Origin of the sequence: Myxococcus sp. RHSTA-1-4 (genome assembly GCF_020037125.1) — a bacterium.
In the GTDB taxonomy this organism is placed as follows: Bacteria; Myxococcota; Myxococcia; order Myxococcales; family Myxococcaceae; genus Myxococcus.
In genome coordinates, this window is sequence record NZ_JAIQDG010000015.1 from 151312 (window position 1) to 175644 (window position 24333).

A 24333-nucleotide genomic window follows, 5' to 3' on the forward strand; every position below is an offset into this window, starting at 1 on the left:
GGTGGGTGGTGGGGGGCGGCCCCACCCCCTGGCTCATCCTTGGAGCCCCCACCGTGCGAGGAAGGCCTCACGCCAGGTGCGGCTGAGCACCACCGTGGTGCCGTCCTTGAGCACGAGGATGCCATCTCCATGCGTCCAGGGCTCCAGTCGCGCCACCGCGTCCAGGTTGACGAGGTCGCCCCGGTGCACGCGGACGAAGCGCTCCGGGTCCAGCCGCACCTCCAGCGCTCGCAGGCTCTGGCGGATCAGATGCTCGCCCTGGTCCGTGTAGAGCCGCACGTACTTGTCCTCCGAGGACAGGCGCCGGACGGCGTCCAGCTTCAGCGGCACCCACGCCTCGCCCACCTTCACCACCAGCCGCTCGAGTGGCCGCGTGGGGCCGGATCTGGACGGGTCCTCCAGCATCGCCTGGAGCCTTCCCGCGTCCTTCCTTCCGCCGACGAGCAGCGCGTGCGCCTTGTCGAGCGCCTTCCCGAAGCGGCCCGCGTCGTAGGGCTTCAGCAGGTAATCCACGGCGTGTGCCTCGAAGGCCTTGAGCGCGAAGGCGTCGTAGGCCGTGGAGAAGATGACGGCGGGGGCGTTCTCCGCTCCCAGCGCTTCCAGCACCTCGAAGCCGGTGAGGCCCGGCATCTGCACGTCGAGCACCACCAGGTCCGGGCGCAGCGCCTCGATTCGCTCCAGCGCCTCCGTTCCGTCCGCCGCCTCACCCGCGAGGGCGAAGCGCGCATCGTCCGCCAGCAGGCGCTTCACCTTGGCCCGGGCGGGGGCCTCGTCGTCCACCACCAGCACGCTGAAGCGGGTCACGCCGTCGCCTCCCGTGGCAGCCACAGCGACACGCGTGCGCCGCCCTCGGGGCTCCCTCCGCGTTCCAGCCGCGCCCGTTCACCGTGCAGCAGCACGAGGATGCGCTCCAGGTGAGCCAGTCCCACGCCGGGACCCGAGGCGGGAGAGGACTCCGCGAAGCCACGTCCCGTGTCCTCCACCTCCAGCCGCCACGCGTCCCCGTCCTCGCGGGCGCGGATGCGCACTTCCAGCGCCTCGCGCCGGTCCTGGTTGTGCTTCACCGCGTTCTCCACCAGCGCCTGCAGCGCGAAGCAGGGCACGCGCGCGCCCTCCAGCCCGGGCGCCACGTCCCACCGCACCGTCACGCGGCCGCCGAAGCGCGCGGCCAGCAGCGCCACGAATCTCTCGGTATGGGCGCGCTCCTCCGCGAGCGTCCACGTGGGCTCCCGCCGCTCCAGGCTGGCGCGCAGCAGGCCGCCCAGGTCACTCAGCAGCCGGTCCGTGCGCGCCAGGTCCTCGTACATCACCGAGCTGATGGTGTTCAGGGCGTTGAAGAGGAAGTGCGGGTGGAGCTGTCCGGTGAGCGCCTGGAGCCGCGCCTCCCGCAGCTCGCTCTCCAGCGAGGACTCCCGGAGCGCCCGCGCCTGCCGCTCGCGCCACGCGTTGAGGAGGCTCCACACCGTGGCGGCTCCCGCGTACAGGAGGAGGTCCTTCTGCGCCTCCATGGGGATGCGGAAGGCCAGGTCCCCATAGTGGTAGGCGCGCCAGCCCAGCAGCGAGTAGATGGCGTACCGCGGTGGCACCATCACCGCGATGTGCAGGGCGGTGAAGAGCAGGTAGCCCGCCGCGTGGATGCCCAGGAATCGCGCCCAACCCACGCCGGGCCCCGGCGCGTTGAGCACCGCCGTCTGGATGATGGGCAGCACGGCCCAGACGCCCAGCGCCCCGGTGATTTCCCAGACGAACGGCTCCCTGCCCGGGACGATGCCCCCATCTCCGAGGATGGTGAGGCACACCGTCATCCCGTTCCATAGCCCGACTCCCAGGAAGAGGCCGAACAGCACCAGCGCGGGCCGCGCGTGGATGCGCGGCCACTGCCAGCCGGCCGGAGTGTCCTCGGAGGAGTGGGTGGACATGGGCACGTCAGGCAGTATGCCCCGCCTCCACCGCCCGGGGAGCCGCGGCCCGGGCGGCGCGCGGCTTCATGCCGAAGCACGGCCGCAGCCAGGGCACTCGAGCCACGCCCTCGCACAGGGCCCACGTGGCGCCGAAGGTCGTCACGAGCACGAGCCCGAAGAGTGCCCACGGGCCCACCGGCAGTGCGAGGAACACGTAGCCCACGACGACGATGACCGTCTGGTGGAGGATGTAGAAGGGGTAGGACAGCTCCTGCGCATGTCTCAGCCAGGGCCGGCGCACGAGGATGCGCGCCCGCGCCCAGGCCAGCGCCGTCAGGATGAAGAGCCACAGGGCGGCCTGGGCCCCGAGCACCTCCGCCACCAGGGGGAACTCGCTGTCGGGCACCATGACGGCGAAGAGCACCGCGCTCACGGCCAGCAGCGCGCGCCGTTGCTCCACCAGGTGGTCCCAGACACGCGGGCAGCGGCCCAGCAGGTGGCCCAGGAGGAACAGCAGGCCGTAGTGGCCGAAGGTCTTCGGATCATCGAACAGCGCGTGCGTCTCCGGGTAGCCGCGCAGCAGCAGCCCGTTCAGCGCGAGCGGCGCGAACAGCCACGCCACGTTCCAGCCCCGGCACAGCCAGCCCTCCACGCGCCCGAGCAGCGCCTGCCCGCGCGCCGTGCCCAGCGCGGCGAAGAGCGGCAGCGAGAGCACGCAGCAGGCGAAGAGGTACGCGACGAACCAGAGGTGGTGCCAGCTGAAGCTGCCGGCGGGGTAGGGCACGAAGTCGAACACCGAAGGGTAGAACTCCGCATAGCCCCCGTGGAAGCGGCCGCGGAACACCTGCTCGACGTAGACCTGCGGCGGCACCACCACGAACATGCCGAAGAGCAGCGGCCCCAGGAGCCGCTTCGCGCGGTCCGCGGCGAAGCCCCCCAGCGAGCGCCGCCGCAGCGCGAGCGCCGTGCCCACGCCGGAGATGAACATCAGCAGCGGCATGCGGAGGTGGTGCATCACCTCCATCACCGGCTCCAGGACGGGCAGCGCCTGGGCGCTCTTCACGTGCCAGTCCCAGGTGTTGAACATCATCCCCGTGTGGAACAGGTGCAGCAGGACGATGGCCACCCCCCGGAGCCAGTCCAGGTCGGGGCGGTGTTCATCGGCGGTTCTCGGCGCGGCGGTGGTGCTCATGGGTGAGCCTCCTCCGCTTCCGGATACGCACCCCGCGCCAGGCGCTCCACGCGGATGTCGCCAGACGGACCGGGGGCGGCGCGAGCCGGACGCCGGAGCCGGACGGGCGCACAAGAGAAAGGCCGCCCAGGTCTCCCCGGACGGCCTCCCTGACTTCAGTCAGTCGAGCAGCGGCGACTACTCGGCCACCACGTCGACCTTGATCTTCGCCGTCACCTCGCGGTGCAGCCGCAGCTCCACCTCGAAGCTGCCCGTGGACTTGATGGGCTCGGGCAGGTGGATGGAACGGCGGTCCACCTGCTGGCCCTGGGCGGCGACCGCCTCGGCGATGTCCAGCGCGGTGACGGAGCCGAACAGCTTGTCCTGCTCGCCGACCTTGCGCTTGATGGTCACCTTGATGGCGCCCACCTTCTTCGCCTGCTCCTCCGCCGCGCCCTTCAGCTTGGCGTTGCGAGCGGTGATGACCGCCTTCTCGTGCTCGAGCTGGCGCATGTTCTGCTCGCTCGCCAGCACCGCCTTCTTGCGAGGCAGCAGGTAGTTGCGGCCGAAGCCGTCCTTCACGGTGACGAGGTCCCCGGACTTCCCGAGGTTCTCGATGTCCTCACGCAGAATGACCTTCATGTTCAGTCTCCTGTGCGGACCCGGCGGCTAGCCGACCACCGCGTTGTAGGGGAGGAGCGCGATGCCACGGGCGCGCTTGATGGCCACCGCCACCTCGCGCTGGTGCTTCGCGCAGTTACCGGAGATGCGGCGGGGGATGATCTTGCCGCGCTCGGTGACGAAGTACTTCAGCGTCGCCTGGTCCTTGAAGTCCACCGTGGCGTTCTTCTCGGCGCAGAAGCGGCAGACCTTCTTGCGGCCGAAGCCGCGGCCACCGCCGCGCTTGTCCTCGTCGCCACCCATCCCGCGGTCGCCGCGGTCACCGCCGCGATCCCCACCGCGGTCGCCACGGTCACCACCGCGGCCACCACCACCAAAGCCACCACCGCCGCCGAAGCCACCCGTGCGGCCACCCGGGGCGGAGCCCGTCTTGCTCTCAGTTCCGTTGCTCATGAGCGTTCTCGATTCCTGGATTGGTCCCTAGGGAACTGACCCGGTGGCTCTCAGGCCTCCTCGGTCGACTCCTCGTCCGCACCCTCACCCGCGTCCTCGCCACGGAAGCCACCCTCGCGCTCCGCGGGGGCGCCACCCGGACGGGTCTCCTCGACGTCGCCGGCCAGCTTCAGGTCCTCGAGGACCGGACGGCTCTCGGGGTCCACCTCTTCGGCGACCTTCACGGAGATGTAGCGGGAGACCTCGTCGAAGTTGCGGAGGTTGCGCTCCACCTCGGCCACCAGCTTGGAGCTGCCCAGGTAGCTGGCGTGGATGTAGATGGCGCGGGGCTGCTTCGCCACGGGGAACAGGGTCTTCTTCTTGCCCCACACCGTGAAGCGAATCACCTTGCCGCCCTCACGGCCAACGATGCCGCGGACGCGCTCCTTGAGCTTGTCCACGTTGTCGTCCGTCAGGTCCGGCTTGACCAGGAAGATGGTCTCGTACTCACGAAGCCGCTTCGCGGCCTGCGTCTCAGCCATGTTTTCTCTCCCCTTGGGGTCGAGTGCCCCCCGGACCATCCGGGGAGCGGGGAAACGGTCGGCGGTCCGTAGGAGGACCGGCCGCCGGGGACGGGAAACCGCGCGCCCGTCACCTTCGCGCTACGTCCCGTGCTCGAACACGGGAAGCTGTGAAAGAACATCCCACCGGGCCGTTACCCGGCGGAGGAAACGCGCCTTGTAGGAGGGGGCCCCCTTCAAGTCAAGCGGCCGGGCGGTCCGGATGCCCGTCCGCCTGCATTCAGGGCGCCCCCGGGGCCCTAGGCCTTCCGGTTGAACCGGTTCATGGCCACCGACAGGCCCTCGCGAATCCAGGTCTCCGTCATGTCCATGGAGCGGCCGATGAGCTCCTCCAGCTGGCGGCGCTCCCCGTCGTCGAAGCCGGACAGGACGTAGCCGGCCACGCGCTCGCGGGCGTTGGGGCCCTCCGGCTTGCCGATGCCGAAGCGCAGGCGGATGAAGGTCTCCGAGCCCAGGCTGGAGACGATGCTCTTGAGGCCGTTGTGGCCGCCGCTGCCGCCGCCCGCCTTGAGCTGGAGCCGGCCGAAGGGCAAGTCCAACTCGTCGTGGATGACGAGCACGTCCTCCACCGGCACCTTGTAGAAGCGCGCCGCTTCGCCCACCGAGCGGCCCGACAGGTTCATGAAGGTCTGCGGCTCCAGGAAGAGGACGCGCTCGCCGGCCAGCGTGCCCTGGCCCACCTTCGCGGCGAACTTCTCCTGGTTCAGCTCCGCGCGGGCCCGGGACAGCAGGGCCTCCACCACCATGAACCCGATGTTGTGCCGGTGCCGCTCGTACTCGCGCCCCGGGTTGCCCAGCCCGACGATGAGCTTCATGAGAGGCTCCAGAAACGAGAACGGGGCCAGCCCCTTGCCGGGCCAGCCCCGCTCCAGAAGGAATCCGTGAAGCGAAGACTACTTCTTCGCGGGCGCCTTGGCCGCCGCGGCAGGAGCCGCCGCCTTCTCGCCAGCCTTCGCCGCCGGGGCCGCCGCCGGAGCCGCGGCAGCCGCCGCCGCCGGAGCCGCCTCCACCGCCTCGGGCGCGCTGATGACGGCGATGGTGTAGTTGACGTTCGTCTTGATGGACACGCCCGAGGGCAGCTTCACGTCGTTGACGTGCATGGCCTCGGCGATCTTCATCTCCGTCACGTCCGCTTCGATCTTCTCCGGGATGGCGTTCGGCAGCGCCCAGACCTCGAGCTCGCGGCGGACCTGGGTGAGCAGACCGCCGTCCGCCACGCCCACGGCCTTGCCGGTGAGCACCAGCGGCACGTTCACCTTCACCGGCTCGTTCTCACGCACGCCGATGAAGTCGACGTGGAGGATTTCGCGGGTGACGGGGTCCATCTGGTAGTCCTTCAGGAGGACCTGGTGGGTGTCACCGCCCAGCTTGATCTGGATGAGGGTGTTGAACTTGTGCGGGGTGTTGATGGCCGCGCGGACGGACTTGGGGTCCACGGCGAGGTGCACCGGCTGCTTCAGGTGCTTGCCGTAAACCACGGCGGGAACCAGACCCTGCGCGCGCAGGCGGCGCGCGACGCCCTTGCCGGCGCCCTCACGCGCCTTGGCCTCGAGGGTGCTCTTGTCGACGGACATGGAAAAGCCTCACGAAAGGGACTGCGGTTGCCACCGGCCGCCCTGGCGCCCTCGGCATCCCGCCCCAGTGGCGGGCCCCGAAGACGGCGCCCTTACGCGTAAGGGAACCGATGGAGGTGGGTGCACATGCCAGCCGGGAGGCCTGGAGTCAAGCCGCCCGGCGGGCAGTCGTGCGCCGGCTCAGACGAACAGCGAGCTGAGCGAGTCGGCGCGGTGGATGCGGGCGATGGCCTCGCCGAAGAGGCGCTCGGTGGTGAGCACGCGGATCTTCGAGCAGGCCTGCGCCGCGGGGGCCAGCGGCACGGTGTCCGTGAAGACGACCTCCTCCAGCACCGAGTCGGTGATGCGCTGGATGGCCGGACCGGAGAGGATGGGGTGGACGGCGTAGGCCACCACGCGGCGCGCGCCCTTGGCCTTCAGCGCGGCGGCCGCCTGGGTGAGCGTGCCGGCGGTGTCCACCATGTCGTCCACCAGGACGGCGTCCTTGCCGGACACGTCACCGATGAGGTTCATCACCTCGGATGCATTGGGGCGCGGGCGGCGCTTGTCGATGATGGCCAGGCCCGTGTTCAGCCGCTTGGAGTACGCGCGGGCGCGCTCCACGCCACCGGCGTCCGGCGAGACGATGACGAGCTCCTGCGAGTCCGGGAAGCGCTTGCGCAGGTCCTCCAGGAACACCGGCGAGCCGTAGAGGTGGTCCGAGGGGATGTTGAAGAAGCCCTGGATCTGCCCGGCGTGCATGTCCATGGACACCACGCGCCCGGCGCCGGCGGACTCCAGCAGGTCCGCGATGAGCTTGGCCGTAATCGGCGTGCGAGGGGCGACCTTCCGGTCCTGCCGGGCGTAGCCGTAGTAGGGGATGACGGCGGTGATGGAGCCGGCGCTCGCCCGCTTGAGGGCGTCGCACATGATGAGCAGCTCCATCAGGTGGTCGTTCGCTGGCGGGCACGTGGACTGGAGGATGAAGACGTCATGACCGCGGACGTTCTCCCCAATCTCGACGTGGATCTCCCCGTCGGAGAAGCGACCGACCTCCGCTTTGCCCAGGGGGCGCTTGAGGTACTCGCAAATGCGATGTGCCAGGCCGGGATTCGAGTTCCCGGCGAACACCTTGAAGTCGCGCGGCTGCATGGTGGGGCCGCTGACTAACCTGGACACGACCCGAAGGGAAGGCGTTAGTCCAGTTCCGCTGCCGCGGGGGCAAGCATCCCTGCTTGCGCCTGGTGAAGGTGCTTCTCGTACTCGATCAGGATGATTCGCTCCATCTGGCTGCGCGTGTCCGCGTTGAGCGGGTGGGCAATGTCCTTGTACGTCCCATCCTTCCTCTTCTTTGCCGGCATCGCGATGAACAGCCCGGAGGAGCCGTGGATGACCTTCAAATCGCGAATGACGAAGCAATGATCCAGGGTGATGGTGACGTACGCCTTGAGCTTGTCCTCTTCGACCGGAAACACCCGGACGTCGGTGATGTTCATGGTCCCCCCCCGAACCCGAAAGGTCGGAGCTGATGGGAAGCCTGGGACATACCGGGTGTAAAATGCAAGTGGAGGCGAGAGCGACACCCCGCCCAATGTTCAATTCACCCACAGTCCGCCACTGCCGGAGGGACTACTGGAGGGCGCTCGGCCAGTGCAGGACCAGGTGGGTCAGGAAGGCCAGGTGGTAGACGACGATGATGGCGTAGACGACGGCGCCCGCCCGGATGGCGATGCGGCTGGCCCTCAACCGCCGGTGCAGGCACAGCAGGCACAGTCCGGCGTTCACGATGAGCAGCTTGGAGAACATGAAGAAGAGCGGTGACTGCTCGTAGGCCGCCCGCATGAGGGGGTTGAGCTCCTCCGCCACGCCGAGCTGCAGGAAGAGCAGGGTGAACAGCCCGTCCAGCAGGTTCAGCATCAACAGCGCCACCGAGGCCGGTGACACGTAGAAGGAAGCCCTGCTGCCCCACGCCGCGCCCCGCGCCTGCTCGATTGTCGCCGCCACGCCCACCCTCCCGCTCCCAACCGACGTGGCGGCTCCCTTCAAGAGCCTTGCCAACGCCGGAGGGCCCCTTCGGGAGCAGGCGGGCGGGCGGGCCTTGACCCGGTGGATTCCCCGCACGGAACGGGTGCAGTGGAAAGTTGACTCCCATGGGGGCGTGACAGACTATCCGCGCCCTTCCCGGCCCCTGCCGACCGAGCGTTCCTTGCATCAATTCCCCAAAGATATCGGGTGGATAGAGGTCATCTGCGGTTCGATGTTCTCCGGCAAGACGGAGGAGCTGATCCGCCGCGTCCAGCGGGCCATCTACGGCAAGCAGAAGGTGCAGGTCTTCAAGCCGCGCATCGACAACCGGTACGACGAGACGCTGGTGGTGAGCCACTCGCAGCTCAAGGTGACCTCCACCCCCATCGACCGGGCTGAAGAGATTTTTTACAGGCTGGCGGCGGACACCCAGGTGGTGGGCATCGACGAGGTGCAGTTCTTCGGCGCCGAGGTGGTGGCGGTGGTGGAGGCGCTGGCCAACAAGGGCCTGCGCGTCATCTGCGCCGGGCTGGACCAGGACTACCAGGGGCGGCCCTTCGAGCCGATGCCGCAGTTGATGGCGATCTCCGAGTATGTGACGAAGGAGCTGGCCATCTGCGTGGTGTGTGGGAATCCGGCCAATCGTTCCCAGCGGATTGTCTCGAGCGAGGAGCGCGTGGTGGTGGGAGCGGCGGGGGCGTACGAGCCCCGCTGCCGCAAGTGCCACGTGACGGAGCCCACGGAGGGGACTCCGCCGCAGACGTTGAAGCTGTTCGACTGAGCGCGGACAGTGTCGTCCCCCGGCATGGAGCCCGGGGCGAGAGGAGCCGACAGCATGCGCGACACCCTGTACGCGAACGTTCCCTACCGGCTGAACGAGATGACCCACCACTATGGACCGCACGTCCACCTGGTGGGCAATCCGTTCCTCCTCTCGCAGCTCGCCACGTTGTGCTCGAAGGGCGTCATCCAGCCGCAGATCAACCGGCTGGTGGAGCAGCTCTACGCCGACCTGGTGAAGACGGTGGTGAACGCGGAGTTCCCCCGGAAGATGGTGAGCCTGCCCACGCGGATGATTGATTACACCCCGCAGGGCCTCTACCAGGGCGAGGTCATCGACCCGCAGGTGCGCGTGGTGACGGTGAACATCGCCCGGGCGGGCACGCTGCCGTCGCAGGTGACGTACGACCTGATGAACACCACGGTGGACCCGTCGCTGGTGCGGCAGGACCACATCATCATGAGCCGCATGATTGACGCGGCCCAGTCGGTGGTGGGCTCGGAGATTGGCGGCGCCAAGATTGGCGGCGACGTGGACGACGCCTTCGTGCTCTTCCCGGACCCCATGGGGGCCACGGGGGGCAGCCTGTCCACGGCCATTACGCTCTACAAGACGCGGGTGCCGGGCAGGCCCCGGCGCATCATCACCCTGAACCTCATCGTCACGCCGGAGTACCTGCGGCGGATGACGAAGGACCATCCGGACGTCATCATCTACGCGCTCCGGCTGGACAGGGGCATGTCCCCACCGGAGGTGTTCGGCACGGAGCCGGGCGCGCTCTGGGAGAAGGAGCGGGGGCTGGATGACCGGCAGTACATCGTCCCCGGTGGTGGCGGCTTCGGGGAGATCATGAACAACGCCTACGTGTAACAGCGAGCAGCGGAGGAGCCCTTGGCGTTCTACGAGCAGCAAGTCGGTGTCCTGATTTCCGAGGACGCGGTGCAGAAGCGGGTGCGGGAGCTGGCCGCGGAGATTACCCGCGATTACGCAGGCAAGGACCTGACGCTCGTCGTCGTGCTGAAGGGCTCCGCGTTCTTCGCCATGGACCTGGCGAAGCTCATCGACCTGCCGGTGAAGATAGAGTTCCTGGGGGTGTCCAGCTACCAGGGCGGCACGGAGACGACGGGCGAGGTGCGCGTCACCACCGACGTGGCCAAGCCGCTGGCGGGCAAGCACGTGCTCGTCGTCGAGGACATCATCGACACCGGGCTCACCATGCAGTTCCTGCTGGAGAACCTGCACGCCCGGCACCCGGCGTCCCTGAAGCTGTGCTCGCTGCTGGAGAAGCCGGCGCGGGCCCGGACGAAGATCACCATCGACTACAAGGGCTTCGTCATCGACGACCACTTCGTCGTCGGCTACGGCCTGGACTACGCCGAGGTGTACCGGAACCTGCCGTTCATCGGCGTGATGAAGGGGAAGTAGGCCCGTCTTCCGCTGTGCGGCGCGCCGGCCATGCTGGGACGGCGCGCCTGCCGCGGGCAGAGGGAAGCAGGACGCCGAGGGCCTCTCGCGGATACCGCCCTCCGGGCATGTGGTGGGTGCCCCTGTTGCCATCCGGTTGCCCGTGCGCAGCGTCCCTCGTGGGACTGCTTGTGTCGTGAGGCATCGGCCGTGGGCAGCCGCGGCGCGGGCCCCGCGGAGAGAGGCTGCGCATGTCTGCTGCATCCACGGTGAAGTCCGCTCCGGCCCGGGCCGGTAGCGAAGAGGCGCTCCGGAAGTACGTGGCGGAGCTGGTGGGGACCTTCGTGCTGGTGCTGGGCGGCGTGGGGGCGGCCGTGCTGGCGGGGGAGCGCATCGGCTTCCTGGGTGTGTCGCTCGCGTTCGGGCTGTCGCTGCTGGCGATGGTCTACACGGTGGGGCCCATCTCCGGCTGCCACGTCAACCCGGCGGTGACGCTCGGCCTGCTGCTCTCGGGGAAGATGGAGTCCCGGCACGCGCTCGGCTACGTGGTGGCCCAGTGCGTGGGGGCGATTGCCGCGGCGGGCGTGGTGCTGTTGATTGCCCGGGGCGCGCCGGGAGGCTACTCGGCGGCCGTGGAGGGGCTGGCGTCCAACGGCTTCGGTGCCGCCTCGCCGGAGGGGTACGGCGTGGGCTCGGCCTTCCTCACCGAGGTGGTGCTCACCTTCCTGCTGGTGCTGACGGTGCTGGGGGCCACGGACGCCCGCTCGCCGGTGGGCTTCGCGGGGCTGGCCATCGGCCTGATGCTGGCGCTCATCCACCTGGTGGGGATTCCGGTGACGAACACGTCCGTGAATCCTGCGCGCAGTCTGGGACCGGCGGTGTTCGCGGGTGGGCTGGCGCTGAGCCAGTTGTGGCTGTTCATCGTGGCGCCGCTGCTGGGCGGCGCCACCGCCGCGGCCGTGTACCGCACGGCGTTCCGCCCGGTGGCGCCCATCACCGCCACCACGGCGGAGCGCGCGACGGAGCGCGAGCGCCTGGAGCGGATACAGGGACAGGAGCGGGCGGATTCCCAGGCGCGTACCTGAGGGGGGGCCGGGGCCTCCGGGCGGTGGTGCGAGTGGAAGGAACCTTCATTCCACGCCTCGTCATGCCCCGGCCGGAAAGCCCCCGGTGCTTTCCGTCGGCCGCGCGTGGGCGTATTACGGCGGGCGTGGAACGGGGCCGCGACGTTCCGCGCCTCGCTCCGGGCCTCGCGGAGTGGAGCCTCGCCATGCTCTTCGACCCGACCCGCCTCGCCGCCTTCATGCTGGCCGGCATCGCGCTCAACCTCACCCCGGGCCCGGACACGATGTACGTGCTGGCCCGAAGCATCGGCCAGGGCCGGTCGGCGGGCATCGTCTCCGCGCTGGGCATCGCGGCCGGGTGCCTGTTCCACATCGCCGCCGCGGCGCTTGGGCTGTCCGCGCTGTTGGCGACGTCCGCCATGGCCTTCACGGTGGTGAAGTGGGTGGGCGCCATCTACCTCGTGTGGATGGGCGTGCAGATGCTGCGCAGCAAGGCCGGGCCCGAGGCGGTGCAGGGACTCCAGCCCACGAGCCTCTGGCGCATCTTCCGCGACGGCGTCGTCACCAACGTGCTCAACCCGAAGGTGGCCTTGTTCTTCCTCGCCTTCCTGCCGCAGTTCGTGGACCCGTCGCGTGGCTCCGCGGGGCTCCAGTTCGTCCTGCTCGGGCTGCTGTTCGACCTGACGGGGACGACGTGGCTCGTGTTCCTGGCCGGCGCGGCGGGGGCGGTCGGTGGCTGGCTGCGGAGCAACCCGCGCGTGGCCTCGGTGCAGAAGCGCGTCACGGGCGCGGTGTTCGTCGCGCTGGGGGCCCGGCTGGCGCTTCAGGGGCGGGAGTAGCGGGCTTCAGAAGAGGGTGGTGATGACGAGGTACGCGACGTAGCCGGCCCAGGGCAGGACGGCCAGCATGCTCAGCAGGTGGAGCAGGCCGGCCCAGACGGGATAGGCATTGCGCCAGGGCAGCAGCAGCACCTGCCCGCCGGCGAGCAGCGGCAGCGGCAGGAGGTTGATGGCGGCCAGCTTCGCGCTCAGGAGGCCCCAGGCGCGGAGGAACTCTCCGTCACGGAGCAGCGCGAGGAAGCGCTCCACCCGGCCAGGGAGCAGGGAGAGCTCGAAGGGCAGGGTGAAGCCGCGCACGAACTGGTGGAGGCCCTCGCTGGCGCCCAGGCAGGTCATGGCGATGGCGACCTGCACGACCCACGGCAGGAGGATGACCGCGGCGTGCATGAGCAGTGAGAGCTGCTGGAGCCGGTTCTTCGGCGGTACGCCCTCCGCGGTCTGGGCCTCGGTGAAGCCCACCGAGCTGGCGAGGGCAATGGGGCGGAAGGACCAGACGATGCCGCCCATACGCCCGGACAGCAGGATGGGCCCGAAGCCCAGGTCCACGAGCACGGGCCGCGCGCCCAGGGTGCTCGCCACCGCCGCCTGGGCCAGGGCCCAGAGGGCGTTGACGGCGAAGAAGAGCATCCAGAGCCAGAGGAACGGAGTGACGCGGTCCATGGGTGCGTCCCGTTCTAGCACGGCCGGGACGGTGCTTCCGGGCGGGGCGGGGCAGGGCGCGATGGAGGGGAAATGGAGCACCGCCTCCTGCTTCGCGGTTCTTCACATCCACCTCTCGTGGGACGTCTATTTCCCAGAGAGGTGTCTCGGGAATCCCTGGGGCGGAGGACGTCCGCGTTGCGAGTTGGACACTCCGGACGAACGAAAGAGCAGGCCCTCCTGGCGCGTGGAACCCGCCGCACGGAGCGCGCGTCACAGCCTGCAACCACAACGTCCGCGCCCTCGGAGAGCGGACATCAGGAGGCGCTCACATGGCGAAGAACACGGCGAAGAATGGCGGTCGCGGTGGCGGTGTGCACACCACGCCCAATCCAAACGGGGCGGGCTGGGTCAACCAGGTGAACGGGAAGGTGACGAGCTCGCACCGGCTCAAGGCGCGTGCAATCGACGCGGGAAGGGCTCAGGCCCAGGAGCGGCGGACCGAGCACACCATCCACAATGCCGATGGGAGCATCGGGCGGAAGAACAGCTACGGCTCCGACCCGAGCTCGTCGAAGGGGTAGGCCCCGGCAGGGCCGCCACCCGGTGCAGGGAGCCCGGGTGGCCCTTCTTCGCGGGGCGACAGGAGCCCGCGTCAGAACGCCGCGTCGAACACCACGTCCGTCGCCGCGCCCACGCCCACCGCCACCTGGTACGAGGACACGCGGCGCTCGAAGAAGTTCGTGAGCTCCTGCACGTCCTGCAGGTCCATGAAGTGCAGCGGGTTCTTCGTCCGGAAGATGGGCGCAATCCCCAGCATCTGCAGCCGCTGGTCCGCCGTGTACTCCAGATAGCCGCGCATGTCCTGCACGGACAGACCCATGACGCCGCCGCTCAGCAGGTCCTGCGCGAACTGCGTCTCGCACTCCACCGCCTCGCGGAGCATCGCCACCACGTCGCGCTCCATCTGCGCGTCGAAGAGGTCCGGCTCCTCCTTGCGCGCCACCTGGATGCACTCGAACGCGAACGCCATGTGCGCGCTCTCGTCACGGAACACCCAGTTGGTCCCCGCCGCCAGGCCGTTCAAGAGGCCCTTGCTGCGCAGGAAGTACACGTAGGCGAAGGCGGCGAAGAAGAAGAGCCCCTCGATGCAGCCCGCGAAGCAGATGAGGTTCAGGAGGAACCGGCGCCGGTCCTCCTTCGTCTTCAGCTCGTTCAGCTCGTGGATGCTGTCCATCCACTTCATGCAGAAGCGCGCCTTGCGCTGGATGGACGGGATGTTGTCCACCGCGGCGAACGCCTTCGCCCGCTCCGCCGGGTCCGGCACGTACGTGTCCAGCAGCGTCAGGTAGAACTGGACGTGCAGCGCCTCCTCGAAGAGTTGCCGCGACAGGTACATCCGCGCCTCGGGGGCGTTGATGTGCTTGTAGAGGTTCAGCACCAGGTTGTTGCCGACGATGCTGTCCCCCGTCGCGAAGAACGCCACCAGCCGGTGGATGAGGTGGCGCTCCGCGTCCGTCATCTTCGCCCGCAGGTCCACCAGGTCCGTGGAGAAGTCCACCTCCTCCACCGTCCAGGTGTTCTTGATGGCGTTCTTGTACATCTCGAAGAACGCCGGGTACGCCATCGGGCGCAGCGTCAGGTTCATTCCAGGGTTCAACAGCATTTCTTCGGTGCTCCTTGCGCCGCGCGCGCGGGGACTCGGACGTGCTTCGTCAATCTCTCGTCGGAGGCGTTACGGGCCTACTGGCAGGCCTCGCACGACTCCGGGTTCTCCAGCGAGCAGGCCACCGCCTCGGCCTCCGTCGCCTTCGCCACCGGGACAGGGGCCGTCGCCGCCGTGGCCGTGCCACCCGCGCCGATGGTGGCCTTCGCGATGCGCGTGGCCGGGCGCGAGCGCAGGTAGTACGTCGTCTTCAGGCCCTTCTGCCACGCGTAGAAGTACATCGAGGAGAGCTTGCCGATGTTCGGCGTCTCCACGAACAGGTTCAGCGACTGGCTCTGGTCGATGAAGGCCCCGCGGTCCGCCGCCATGTCGATGAGCGAGCGCATCGGAATCTCCCATGCCGTGCGGTACACCGCCCGGAGGTTCTCCGGCAGCTCGGTGATGTCCTGCACGCTGCCCTCGGCCATCTTGATGCGGTTGCGGACGTTCTCGTTCCACAGCCCCAGCGCCTGGAGGTCGCGCACCAGGTAGCGGTTCACCTGGAGGAAGTCGCCCGACAGCGTCTCGCGCTTGAACAGGTTGGACACCTGCGGCTCGATGCACTCGTAGCAGCCGACGATGGAGGCAATGGTCGCGGTGGGCGCAATCGCAATCATCAGCGAGTTGCGCAGGCCGTGCTTCTTGATGCGCTCACGCAGCGCGTCCCAGCGCGCCGTGTCCTCGGGCACCACGCCCCAGCTGTCGAACTGCAGCTCGCCCTTCGCCGCGCGCGTCTCCGGGAAGGACGGGTGCGCGCCGAACTGCTCGGCCAGGTCGCACGAGGTGGACAGCGCCGCGAAGTAGATCTCCTCGGAGATCTTCTTGGAGAGCGCCCGCGCCTCCGGGGCGTCGAACGGCAGCCGGAGCTGGAAGAAGACGTCCTGCAGGCCCATCAGCCCCAGGCCCACCGGGCGCCAGCGGCGGTTCGAATCCGCGGCGGTGGGGATGGGGTAGTAGTTGAGGTCGATGACCCGGTCCAACTGCTTCAGCGCGAGCTGGGCGTTGGCGCGCAGGCGCTCGAAGTCGAACTTCCCGTCCACCACCATGCGGCCCAGGTTCAGCGAGCCCAGGTTGCACACCGCCGTCTCACCCTGGCTCGTCACCTCCAGGATTTCGGTGCACAGGTTGGACAGGTGGATGACGTTGTTGTCCCGGCCCGTCTGGTTGCTCTTGCGGTTGCTGATGTCCTTGAAGGTCATCCAGCCGTTGCCCGTCTGCGCCAGCGTCTTCATCATCCGGGCGTAGAGGTCTCTCGCCTTCACCTTGCGCATCGCCAGGCCGGCGGCCTCGGCCTCGGCGTAGGCCTTCTCGAACGCCTCGCCGTACAGGTCCATCAGGTGCGGGACGCTCTTCGGGTCGAACAGGCTCCAGTCGGCGTCCGCCTCCACGCGCCGCATGAAGAGGTCCGGCACCCAGTTGGCCAGGTTCAGGTTGTGCGTGCGGCGGGCCTCGTCACCGGTGTTGTCGCGCAGCTCGAGGAAGTCCTCGATGTCCGCGTGCCACGACTCCAGATACACGCAGCACGCGCCCTTGCGCTTGCCACCCTGGTTCACCGCCGCGACGGAGGCGTCCAGCGTCTTCAGCCAGGGGACGATGCCGTTGGAGTGGCCGTTGGTGGAGCGGATGAGCGAGCCGCGCGCGCGCACCCGGTGGTACGCCACGCCGATGCCGCCGGAGAACTTCGACAGCATCGCGATGTCCGAGTACTTCCGGTAGATGGCGTCCAGCTCGTCCGCGGGCGAGTCCAGCAGGAAGCAGCTCGAGAGCTGCTCGTGGCGCGTGCCCGAGTTGAACAGCGTGGGCGAGCTGGGCATGTACTCCAGCGAGCTGAACAGCCGGTAGAGTTCAATCGCCTCGCGCGCGTTGTCGCCGCTGAGCGCGCACGCCACGCGGAGGAAGAACTCCTGCGGCGTCTCCAGCACCTCGCGGGTGACGGGGTTCTTCAGGAGGTACCGGTCATAGACGGTGCGCAGGCCGAAGTACTCGAACAAGTCGTTGCGCGACGGGTCGATGGCGGCGTTGAGCTTGCGCGCGTTGGCCTGGACGAACTGGAGCAGCCGGTCCGCGATGAGGCCGTGCTTGTGGCCGGCGGCGATGGACTGGCTGAAGGAGTGGATCTCCTGGTTGCTGACCTCCTTCTGGATGAAGGCGGACAGCAGGCGCGCGGAGAGGCGGCCGTACTCGGGCTCCTCGGCGATGAGGGCCGCGGCCGTCTGGATGGAGAGGCTGTCCAGCTCGCGCGTGGTGGCGCCGTCGTACAGGCCGGAGATGGTCTTCGTGGCCACCCGCATCACGTCCACGCGGGGCAGACCCACGCAGCAGCGGCCCACCGCGCGGACAATCTTGTTGAGGTCCACCGGCTCCGTGGAGCCATTGCGCTTGCGCACGCGCATCGTGGTGGAGGTGAACTCGGCCGGAGGCGCCTCCGAAACCACCGGCGCGGGACTCGCGGACGCCACGGGGTGACCGTTGGTCACGGGCGGGACGGGCAGGTTGGCGGTGGCGGGCTTCACGGGCGTTTCGAAGTTCACGAGCGGCTCACTCCGGACAAAAAGCGTGGCCCTGGGCAGACACCGGCTCTGCCCCGGGGGGACGGCGCCCCAGGTCACGCTACTGGAAAAGTGTTCAGGGAAGGACCCGTCCTTGGAGGAGAACGGGTCTACGGTCTGGGTGCGACCGGATGTCTACGGTGATGTATGAGGTAGATGGCTGCTGTGCGCAAGATTCCCACAACCCCTCCTCAGCCCCACGTCACAGCGGTGTCTCCGGTGGGGCACCGTCGACCGGCCACAAGCTATGGGGGGGTCCCCAGACTGTCAACGCGAGATCTAGTGCCCGGCTGGGCCCGATCATTGCAATCTATGATCGATCTCCAACGCGATTTGTCACGTTGTGATTACGACAGTTGGTGATGCGACCAGAGACGCGTTGTATGGGCCTCCTGGAATCCAACCTGAGCGGCAGGAAATGGCCCCGAATCAGGGGCTGGAGCCGGAGTCGGGAGCGGCCGGAACCGGGGCCGTCGGAGGGGTTCCTTCCGGCGTCCCGCCGGCAGGTGCGGGGGGTGGGGCCACCGGCGCCTCCGGGGCGGGCCTGGGGGCCTCCTGGGGGCCGCTGAGGGTGTGCACGGCGCGGCGGAGGGCTTCCTCCAAATCCCGGGCGGCGGGGGAGACGGTGGAGAGCATCTGGTTGGCGCTGCGGGCGTGGCGGCTCTCACTCTCCGCGGCGAGCCTGAGCTGGGTGAGGGCGTCGCTGACGAGGCGGCGGGCGTCCTCCAGCTTCTGGCGGGCCTGGTAGTAGGCCACGTCCGTCATCAGCTTCTGGAGCGTCAGGCGCTGCTCCTCGGTGATGCCGGAGAGCTTCTCCGCGCGGCGCAGGTAGTACAGCCCCTGGTCCACCCGGGCCGGCTCGTCGGAGGCGATTCTGGGGCGCGCCAGGGCCTCCAGGAGGGGGAAGAGGGCCCGGTCCAGCTCGTCCCGCTCGGTGAAGCTGCGCTGGACGAGCGCGGTGACGTCCTGGCCCTCCACGGCGATGGGGGCATAGGCGTCCGCCAGGCGCGGGTCCCCGGGGCGGTAGGGGAGGGCGCCCGCGGGGGCGTTGCGGCCCTTCATCACCACCAATTGCCCGTCCATGAGGGCCAGGGTGAAGGTGCGCGCGTTGAGCTGGGAGCGGAAGAAGACCACCAGCCCGCCCAGGCCGAGGATGAGGGTGAAGACGAGCAGACGCGTGAAGGTGCGCTTCGCCCGGTAGCCGAATCCCTGTTGTCCCGCTGCGTTCATGTCGCCTGCTCTCCTGACGGACAGGCGCGAGGCCGATTTCTGGCCCTGGCGCTTAACTTGGGGCACGGACGCCCACGGCTATACTCCCACCCCCGAACACACCCATGCACCACACATTCCGCCGCATGGGGCCCAGTGAACTGCTGCCCCGGTACATCTTCGCGGAGAGCCTCTTCGCCCGTCGCCGGGTGTTGGAAGTGGACGCCGTCGCCTCCACCGGGGGCGAGAGCGCGCGCTTCCTCGTGGAACGCGGCGCACGGGCCGTGGTGGCGTGCGACAGGGATGTAGCGGCGGTGGAGGCGGCACAGAAGGCCCATGGGGGCCCGTCGCTGCGTTTCCGAGCCAACGTCTACGACGACTTCGAGTCGGGCAGCTTCGACGTGGTGCTGGTGGCGGACCTGGCGCCGTACGTGAAGGCGCCGGAGCTGATGGTGGAGCTGGCGCGGCTGGTGACGAAGCAGGGCTTCCTCGTGGGGGGCCTGCGCAACGTGGCGGGGCTGGCGCTTCCGCAGTTGCTGGAGCCGGATGAGGAGGTGCCGCCCACGTACGGGGTGCTGCTGGACGCGCTCTCCGCCCACTTCCCGCACGTGGAGGTGGCCACGCAGTCGCCGGTGCTGGGCTACCAGCTCGCCTTCGAGCGCGGGGAGGGGCTCCAGGTCGACGGCACGCTGGTGAACAGCAGCGAGGCGGCCTACTTCGTGGTGGTGGCGGGGCAGGAGTCTCCGCGCGTGGTGGACCCGACGTGGGTGCAGCTCCCTCCGGAGCCGCTGGCCTTCACCCGCGGGAAGCTGGACGAGGTGGTGGCGCGCGCGAAGTCCTGGGAGGAGCGCAGCGCGCGGCTGAAGGAGTCGCTGACGAAGCTTCGCGCGGAGTTGACGGACCGCGAGGCGGAGGTCGCCGCGCTCAAGCCCTCGCTGGAGGCGGCGCGGGAAGAGGTGGCGCGGCTCACCGCGCAGCTCGAGCTGGCGCGCGGCAGCCAGGAGACGCAGCGCGAGCGGGACGACCTGACGGGGAAGCTGCGCCGCCGCGAGATGGAGTTGCAGGTGGCGCAGGAGCGGCTGGCGGACGCGGACCGCCGGCTCGCGGCGCAGCGGCTGGAGGTGGAGGCCGCGCAGCGCGCCCAGGCGGACGCGGGTGTGCAGGTGCTGGCCGCGCAGGAGGCGCTGCGGCTGGAGCGGGCCCGCCGCGAGGAGACCGTCGCCTCCCTGGAGGAGGCCCGGGAGCGGCTGACGCAGGCGTACGCGCAGGTGCGCGAGGTGCAGGACGAGCTGTCCACGCTGCGCATCGACCGGGAGAAGGACCGGCTGGCGGCGGAGCGCGCCGTGGAGCAGTCCGACGACTGGCGCCGGGCGGCGGACGCCGCGCGCGAGCGGGAGCTGCGCATCGCCGAGCAGTACTCCGCGGCGCTGGCCGCCGTGGAGCACCTGAAGGCCGAGGCGGCCCGGGCGGAGTCGCTGTCGAAGGACGCGGGCTCGACGGTGGCGGTGAAGGAGGCCGAGCTGGCGCGCACCGCGCGGGAGCTGGCCGAGGCCCGGCAGCGGACCGCGGCGGCCGAAGGGGCTCGCAAGGACGCGGAGGCGCGGCTGGAGGCGCTCCTGGCCGAGGGGCGCGGGCTGGAGACGGAGCTGACCTCGGCGCGCGAGGCCGAGGCCCGGCTGCGCGGCGAGGTGGAGGCGCTCACCCGCGGCGAGGCCGCGGCCCGGGCCACGGCGCAGAAGCTGGAGGAGTCGCTCCACGAGGCCGGAGAGCGGCTGGCGGCGCTGGAGGCGGAGCGCGCGCGGACCGAGGAGCGGCTCGGGCAGGCGCTGGAGACCGAGCGGGCGGAGCTGCGGGAGCGGCTGGCGTCCCTGGCGCGCTCGCTGGAAGAGGAGCGCGCCCGGGCGGAGGCGCTGGACGCCCGGCGGGCCGAGGCCGAGGCACAGCGGGCGGACCTGGAGGAGGAGCGACAGGTCCTGGTCCGCCGCGTGGTGGAGCTGGAGGCGGAGGTCTCCAACCTGTCGCGCGCGCAGCGGCGGGAGGCGGAGCAGGCGCTCCAGGCCGTGCGGGCGGAGCTGGAAGCGGCGAACCAGGAGCGTCACGCCACCGAGGCGCGGCTCGATAAGGAGCAACAGGCGCGGGCCGCCGTCGAGGAGACGCTGCGGCTGGCGCGCGAGCGGCTGGAGGGCTCGGCGAGGCGGCTGGCCGAGACCGAGGCCACCCTGGCCAGCACCCGCGAGACGCTGGACGCGGAGGTGCGGCGGCGCACGGAGCTGGAGGCGTCCCTGGCCGAGGCCAGGGCCACCCTGGAGGCCGAGCGCGAGGGCCGGGAGCAGTCCGGTAGTGCGCTCGAGGCGTTGCGCGAGAAGCTGGACGCGGAGCGCGAGCAGCGGGGCGCGGCGGAGACGGCGCTCGCGGAGACCCGGGGCGGGCTGGACGAGGCGAGGCAGGCGCTCGCCCAGGCACGAGAGGCGCTGGCCGCGGAGCAGGAGCGGCGCGCGCGGTGGGAGGCGGCCCTCGCGGACGCCCAGGCGCAGCTCCAGGATGAGCGCACCCGGTCGGAGGCGGCGCTCCAGGCCGAGGGCGCGCGGCGTGCTCAAGCCGAGACGGCGCTGGCCGAGGCGCAGGCTCGCTTCGACGCGGAGGAGGAGCAGCGCTCCCGGTCGGAGTCGGCGCTCCTGGACGCACTGGCCCGGCTTCGCGCCGAGAGCCTGGAACGCACCCGGGTGGAGGCCGAGCTGGAGGAGGCTCGGGCCCGGGGCGCGGCCGATGAGCAGGACCGCTCCCGGACGGATGCGGCGCTGACGGAGGCCCAGGCCCGGCTCCAGGAAGAGGCGGAGCAGCGCGCCCGGATGGAGTCGGCGCTGGCCGAGGCCCAGGCCCGGCTCCAGGAGGAGGCGGAGCAGCGCGCCCGGATGGAGGCGTCGCTGGCGGAGGCCCAGGCCCGGCTCCAGACGGAGGCACAGCAGCGCTCCCAGATGGAGTCGGCGCTGGCGGAGGCCCAGGCCCGGCTCCAGACGGAGGCACAGCAGCGCTCCCAGATGGAGGCGTCGCTGGCGGAGGCCCAGGCCCGGCTCCAGGAGGAGGCGGAGCAGCGGGCCCGGGCGGAAGCGTCGGTGGTGGAGGCCCGGGAGGAGCTGGCCTCCTCTCAGGAGCGGCTGGAGGCCCGCTCTCAGGCGGCGCTGGCCTCGGAGCGTGAGCACCGCGAGCGGCTGGAGGCGGAGCTCACCGAGATGCGCGAGCGCGCCGTCGGAGCGGACGAGGTCGTCACCCGGCTCCAGGCCGAGACGGCCTCCGAGCGCGAGGGGCGCGTCCGGGCCGAGACGGCGCGCGACGAGGCACAGCAGGCGCTGGAGGCCGAGCGCGAGGCGCGGGCCCGGGCCGATGAGGCGCTGGCCCAGGCGAGGACGGAGCTTCAGGGCGAGCGCGAGGCCCGGAGCGGGCTCGATGCCGCGCTCACCCTGGCCCGGACCCAGCTCGACGCCGAGCAGGAGGCTCGGACCCGGTCTGACGCGGCGCTCGCCGAGGCTCGCTCGGAGCTGGAGGCCGAGCGGCAGGGGCGCAGCGAGGGCGAGGCGGGACTGGCCCAGCTCCGCACGCGGCTGGAGGCCGAGGGGCTCGCCCGTTCCGAGGCGGAGGCCGCGCTGGCCCGGGTGCGCGCGGAGCTGGCCACCGAGCAGGAGGGGCGCGCGGACGCGGGAAGCGCGCTGGCCCGGGCCCAGGAGGAACTGGAGTCGCTGCGTGCCGAGGCCGCGGAGCGCGAGCAGGCGCGGCAGGAGCGGCTGGCCGCCGCCGAGCGCGTCATGGCCGAGCAGCAGCGCATTCTGGAGGAGGAACGCGCTGCCGCCGTGGCTCGCGAGGAGGAGCTTCGGGCCCTGGTGGCGCGGCTGGAATCCGAGCGCGCCCAGGTGGAGGCCGCGGCGAAGCAGCAGCTCGCGGAGGCCGAGGCTGCCCGCGAGGCGGAGGCCGCTCGCCGTGCCTCGCTGGAGCAGTCCCTTGAGGAGATGGGGGCTGCCCGCCGCGCGGCGGATGCGCAGCTCTCCGAGCGCGACTGGTCGCTCCAGGAACTCCAGGAGCAGGTGGCCCGGCTGCGGGAGCAGGTGGGCGCGGGAGAGACCGAGGCCCGCCGTCTCACCGAGGCCGCCACCCAGCGCGAGCAGGAGCTGACCGGGATTCGCGAGGCGCTGGCCCGTCAGGAGGAGGCCGCGCGTACGCGGGTGGGGGCGCTCGAGGCCGAGCTGGAAGCGGCCCGCGTCCGGATGGAGCGGCAGCAGTCCGAGCTGGAGTCGCTGGAGGTTCTGCGCGCTCGCGAGCAGGAGGAGGCCCGGACGGCCCTGGAGGCCACGCAGCGGGAGCTGGTGGCCCTGCGCGCGGAGCAGGGGCATCTGGTGGCCGCCCGGCAGGAAATCATGCGTCTGGGCGCGGAGCTCCAGCGCGCCATGGCCGCCCTGCACGAGCGGGGCATGCACATCGCCCGGCTCGACGCCGAGCTGGTGGACGCGCAGGACCGGCTCGCCGCCCAGCGGGAGAACGCCGAGCTGCTCATGGTGCAGCTCGAGACGGCGCGGCGCTTCGCGGGCAAGGCCACCGCCATGGAGAGCACGCTCGAGGCCGAGCGCGCCGCCCTGGAGACGCTGAAGGCCGAGCTGACGCATGCCACCGAGCAGGCCCGGGTCGAGCAGGAGCGCGCCACGGCGCTGGAGGCCCGGCTCGCCGAGGCCACCGAGGGGATGGGGGCGGCCAGGGCCGACCTGGAGGCGCGGCTCGCCGAGGCCGCCGAACAGCGCGGCGTGCTCGACGCGCGGCTGGCGGAGACCACCGCGACCGTCGAGGCACAGCGGGCCGAGCTGGACGCGCGGCGTGCGGAACTCGCACGCTTCGAGGCGCAGCTGGCGGAGGTCTCCACGCGGCATGAGACCGAGCGCTCCGAGCTGGAGACCCGGCTCGCCGAAGCCACCGCGCGCTTCGAGTCCGACAAGGCCGCGCTGGAATCTCGCCTGTCCGAGCTCTCCGCGGGCCTGGAGTCGCAGCGCACCGGGCTGGAGTCCCGGCTCGCCGAGCTGGAGGCCGCCGCGACCGAGAACACCACCGCCCTCCAGTCCGCGCAGGAGCGCCTGGGCCGCGCCGAGGCCGAGCGCGCCGCCCTGGCCTCCGAGCGCGAGCGCCTCCAGTCGGAGCTGACCGTCGCCCGTGCGGCCCGCGTCCGCCTGGAAGGCCGCATCGCCGCGCTGGAGACCGCGTCCACCGATGCCGTGCGCATTCTCGACGCCGAGCGCGTCGAGCGCGAGCGCATGGCCCAGGCCCTGGAAGAGGCGAAGCAGCAGCTCCAGAAGCGCGAGGGCACCGCGGCGGAACGGGCCAGGACACTCCAGGCCGAGCTGGCCGCTCTCAAGGAGCAGATGGCCGCCCTGGCCGCGGAGAAGCAGTCCCTCCTCGAGGACCGCGCCGAGCGGGCGAAGCTGGAGACCCGCGTCCGCGAGCAGCAGACCCGGCTGGCTTCCCTGGAGGCCGAGCGCACGGAGCTCCTCAAGTCCACGGAGGACCTCAAGTCCTCCGCCCAGCCCGAGGCCGTGCTGGAGATGGCCGCGGAGATGGAGCAGCTCCAGGCCGTGGTCGAGGACCTCCAGAAGAAGCTCGCTGCCCAGGAGACGGAGCTGGACGCGCTGCGCGGGCAGCCGAACGCCGTGAAGAACGAGCTGTCCCGCCGGAATCCGGCCTCTCCCATGCCCCCCGGGGGAGGGACCGGCCGCCCCACCATTCCCCAGGTGAAGCCAGGCCGCACCGCCGTGCCCGCACTCGACTTGCCGCCTCCGGTTGTTCAGAAGAAACCGGGCGAGCAGGAGTGAGGGCTCGCGGCTAGGA

Annotated in this window: 22 protein-coding genes; 7 read left to right on the forward strand and 15 right to left on the reverse strand. The window is 70.6% G+C overall.

Annotated features, from left to right (window positions below):
- Window positions 1–33 precede the first annotated feature (33 nt).
- The 11 genes from K8638_RS21270 to K8638_RS21320 all read right to left on the reverse strand — a co-directional run bounded on the left by K8638_RS21270 (window position 34) and on the right by K8638_RS21320 (window position 8269).
- Window positions 34–804, reverse strand: coding sequence for a LytTR family DNA-binding domain-containing protein (locus tag K8638_RS21270; RefSeq protein WP_223756402.1), 771 nt, complete (start codon window positions 802–804; stop codon window positions 34–36).
- On the reverse strand, window positions 801–1919 hold the full coding sequence (locus tag K8638_RS21275) for a sensor histidine kinase (RefSeq protein WP_223756403.1): 1119 nt from the start codon (window positions 1917–1919) through the stop codon (window positions 801–803). Before K8638_RS21275 ends, K8638_RS21270 begins: the two co-directional genes overlap by 4 nt.
- A gap of 7 nt (window positions 1920–1926) precedes the next feature.
- A complete protein-coding gene (locus K8638_RS21280) occupies window positions 1927–3093 on the reverse strand; it encodes an acyltransferase family protein (RefSeq protein WP_223756404.1) in 1167 nt (388 codons plus the stop codon).
- A 177-nt stretch (window positions 3094–3270) separates the two neighbouring features.
- On the reverse strand, window positions 3271–3714 hold the full coding sequence (gene rplI / locus K8638_RS21285) for a 50S ribosomal protein L9 (protein ID WP_223756405.1): 444 nt from the start codon (window positions 3712–3714) through the stop codon (window positions 3271–3273).
- Between the two features lie 27 nt (window positions 3715–3741).
- Window positions 3742–4146 carry a 30S ribosomal protein S18 gene (gene rpsR / locus K8638_RS21290; protein ID WP_223756406.1) on the reverse strand — a complete coding sequence of 135 codons (405 nt, stop codon included), beginning with the start codon at window positions 4144–4146 and terminating at the stop codon, window positions 3742–3744.
- Between the two features lie 50 nt (window positions 4147–4196).
- Entirely contained in the window at window positions 4197–4667 is a 471-nt protein-coding gene (gene rpsF, locus K8638_RS21295) for a 30S ribosomal protein S6 (protein ID WP_223756407.1), read from the reverse strand.
- 278 nt (window positions 4668–4945) lie between these two features.
- The gene (gene pth, locus K8638_RS21300) at window positions 4946–5521 is read right to left on the reverse strand and encodes an aminoacyl-tRNA hydrolase (RefSeq protein WP_223756408.1); all 576 of its coding nucleotides are present in this window, start codon (window positions 5519–5521) and stop codon (window positions 4946–4948) included.
- Between the two features lie 78 nt (window positions 5522–5599).
- Window positions 5600–6280: a 50S ribosomal protein L25/general stress protein Ctc gene (locus K8638_RS21305; protein ID WP_223756409.1), complete on the reverse strand. Its 681-nt coding sequence runs from the start codon at window positions 6278–6280 to the stop codon at window positions 5600–5602.
- A 180-nt stretch (window positions 6281–6460) separates the two neighbouring features.
- Window positions 6461–7411, reverse strand: a complete 951-nt coding sequence (locus K8638_RS21310) for a ribose-phosphate pyrophosphokinase (RefSeq protein ID WP_223756410.1) — start codon at window positions 7409–7411, stop codon at window positions 6461–6463.
- A 44-nt stretch (window positions 7412–7455) separates the two neighbouring features.
- Entirely contained in the window at window positions 7456–7755 is a 300-nt protein-coding gene (gene spoVG / locus K8638_RS21315) for a septation regulator SpoVG (protein WP_223756411.1), read from the reverse strand.
- A 133-nt stretch (window positions 7756–7888) separates the two neighbouring features.
- Window positions 7889–8269 carry a DUF5658 family protein gene (locus tag K8638_RS21320; protein WP_223756412.1) on the reverse strand — a complete coding sequence of 127 codons (381 nt, stop codon included), beginning with the start codon at window positions 8267–8269 and terminating at the stop codon, window positions 7889–7891.
- A gap of 196 nt (window positions 8270–8465) precedes the next feature.
- On the opposite strand from K8638_RS21320, the gene K8638_RS21325 reads away from it, so the two are divergent.
- The 5 genes from K8638_RS21325 (at window position 8466) to K8638_RS21345 (ending at window position 12372) form a co-directional block, all read left to right on the forward strand.
- Window positions 8466–9065 (forward strand): thymidine kinase, encoded by a 600-nt coding sequence (locus K8638_RS21325; RefSeq protein ID WP_223756413.1) that lies wholly within the window; start codon window positions 8466–8468, stop codon window positions 9063–9065.
- A gap of 54 nt (window positions 9066–9119) precedes the next feature.
- Window positions 9120–9935: a uracil phosphoribosyltransferase gene (locus tag K8638_RS21330; RefSeq protein WP_223756414.1), complete on the forward strand. Its 816-nt coding sequence runs from the start codon at window positions 9120–9122 to the stop codon at window positions 9933–9935.
- Between the two features lie 21 nt (window positions 9936–9956).
- Window positions 9957–10490: a hypoxanthine phosphoribosyltransferase gene (gene hpt / locus K8638_RS21335; RefSeq protein ID WP_223756415.1), complete on the forward strand. Its 534-nt coding sequence runs from the start codon at window positions 9957–9959 to the stop codon at window positions 10488–10490.
- A 230-nt stretch (window positions 10491–10720) separates the two neighbouring features.
- The gene (gene aqpZ, locus K8638_RS21340; RefSeq protein WP_223756416.1) at window positions 10721–11554 is read left to right on the forward strand and encodes an aquaporin Z; all 834 of its coding nucleotides are present in this window, start codon (window positions 10721–10723) and stop codon (window positions 11552–11554) included.
- A gap of 185 nt (window positions 11555–11739) precedes the next feature.
- Window positions 11740–12372 carry a LysE family translocator gene (locus K8638_RS21345; protein WP_223756417.1) on the forward strand — a complete coding sequence of 211 codons (633 nt, stop codon included), beginning with the start codon at window positions 11740–11742 and terminating at the stop codon, window positions 12370–12372.
- Between the two features lie 6 nt (window positions 12373–12378).
- Here K8638_RS21345 and K8638_RS21350 read toward each other — a convergent pair whose 3' ends face one another.
- The gene (locus K8638_RS21350; protein ID WP_223756418.1) at window positions 12379–13032 is read right to left on the reverse strand and encodes a hypothetical protein; all 654 of its coding nucleotides are present in this window, start codon (window positions 13030–13032) and stop codon (window positions 12379–12381) included.
- Between the two features lie 311 nt (window positions 13033–13343).
- Here K8638_RS21350 and K8638_RS21355 point away from each other — a divergent pair, with 311 nt between their 5' ends.
- The gene (locus tag K8638_RS21355; protein ID WP_223756419.1) at window positions 13344–13595 is read left to right on the forward strand and encodes a DUF2188 domain-containing protein; all 252 of its coding nucleotides are present in this window, start codon (window positions 13344–13346) and stop codon (window positions 13593–13595) included.
- Window positions 13596–13666: 71 nt separating this feature from the next.
- Here the strand turns inward: K8638_RS21355 and K8638_RS21360 are convergent, their stop codons facing one another.
- From K8638_RS21360 to K8638_RS21370, 3 genes are all read right to left on the reverse strand, one after another.
- Window positions 13667–14677 carry a ribonucleotide-diphosphate reductase subunit beta gene (locus tag K8638_RS21360; protein ID WP_223756420.1) on the reverse strand — a complete coding sequence of 337 codons (1011 nt, stop codon included), beginning with the start codon at window positions 14675–14677 and terminating at the stop codon, window positions 13667–13669.
- Between the two features lie 77 nt (window positions 14678–14754).
- A complete protein-coding gene (locus K8638_RS21365) occupies window positions 14755–17247 on the reverse strand; it encodes a ribonucleoside-diphosphate reductase subunit alpha (RefSeq protein WP_223756421.1) in 2493 nt (830 codons plus the stop codon).
- 447 nt (window positions 17248–17694) lie between these two features.
- The gene (locus K8638_RS21370) at window positions 17695–18495 is read right to left on the reverse strand and encodes an IF-2 protein (protein WP_223756422.1); all 801 of its coding nucleotides are present in this window, start codon (window positions 18493–18495) and stop codon (window positions 17695–17697) included.
- A gap of 104 nt (window positions 18496–18599) precedes the next feature.
- Between K8638_RS21370 and K8638_RS44595 the strand changes: the two genes are divergently transcribed.
- The gene (locus K8638_RS44595) at window positions 18600–24317 is read left to right on the forward strand and encodes a methyltransferase domain-containing protein (protein ID WP_255662853.1); all 5718 of its coding nucleotides are present in this window, start codon (window positions 18600–18602) and stop codon (window positions 24315–24317) included.
- The last annotated feature ends 16 nt before the right edge of the window (window positions 24318–24333 follow it).

Excerpts from the sequence above, each read along its gene's own strand:
- K8638_RS21345 (WP_223756417.1), top strand. The coding sequence starts at position 11,740 with ATGCTCTTCGACCCGACCCGCCTCGCCGCCTTCATGCTGGCCGGCATC.
- K8638_RS21305 (WP_223756409.1), bottom strand. The coding sequence starts at position 6,280 with ATGTCCGTCGACAAGAGCACCCTCGAGGCCAAGGCGCGTGAGGGCGCC.
- K8638_RS21310 (WP_223756410.1), bottom strand. The coding sequence starts at position 7,411 with ATGCAGCCGCGCGACTTCAAGGTGTTCGCCGGGAACTCGAATCCCGGC.
- K8638_RS44595 (WP_255662853.1), top strand. The coding sequence starts at position 18,600 with ATGCACCACACATTCCGCCGCATGGGGCCCAGTGAACTGCTGCCCCGG.
- pth (WP_223756408.1), bottom strand. The coding sequence starts at position 5,521 with ATGAAGCTCATCGTCGGGCTGGGCAACCCGGGGCGCGAGTACGAGCGG.
- K8638_RS21360 (WP_223756420.1), bottom strand. The coding sequence starts at position 14,677 with ATGCTGTTGAACCCTGGAATGAACCTGACGCTGCGCCCGATGGCGTAC.
- aqpZ (WP_223756416.1), top strand. The coding sequence starts at position 10,721 with ATGTCTGCTGCATCCACGGTGAAGTCCGCTCCGGCCCGGGCCGGTAGC.
- rpsF (WP_223756407.1), bottom strand. The coding sequence starts at position 4,667 with ATGGCTGAGACGCAGGCCGCGAAGCGGCTTCGTGAGTACGAGACCATC.
- K8638_RS21370 (WP_223756422.1), bottom strand. The coding sequence starts at position 18,495 with ATGAACGCAGCGGGACAACAGGGATTCGGCTACCGGGCGAAGCGCACC.
- rpsR (WP_223756406.1), bottom strand. The coding sequence starts at position 4,146 with ATGAGCAACGGAACTGAGAGCAAGACGGGCTCCGCCCCGGGTGGCCGC.
- K8638_RS21350 (WP_223756418.1), bottom strand. The coding sequence starts at position 13,032 with ATGGACCGCGTCACTCCGTTCCTCTGGCTCTGGATGCTCTTCTTCGCC.
- K8638_RS21355 (WP_223756419.1), top strand. The coding sequence starts at position 13,344 with ATGGCGAAGAACACGGCGAAGAATGGCGGTCGCGGTGGCGGTGTGCAC.
- K8638_RS21330 (WP_223756414.1), top strand. The coding sequence starts at position 9,120 with ATGCGCGACACCCTGTACGCGAACGTTCCCTACCGGCTGAACGAGATG.
- K8638_RS21275 (WP_223756403.1), bottom strand. The coding sequence starts at position 1,919 with ATGTCCACCCACTCCTCCGAGGACACTCCGGCCGGCTGGCAGTGGCCG.
- spoVG (WP_223756411.1), bottom strand. The coding sequence starts at position 7,755 with ATGAACATCACCGACGTCCGGGTGTTTCCGGTCGAAGAGGACAAGCTC.
- K8638_RS21280 (WP_223756404.1), bottom strand. The coding sequence starts at position 3,093 with ATGAGCACCACCGCCGCGCCGAGAACCGCCGATGAACACCGCCCCGAC.
- rplI (WP_223756405.1), bottom strand. The coding sequence starts at position 3,714 with ATGAAGGTCATTCTGCGTGAGGACATCGAGAACCTCGGGAAGTCCGGG.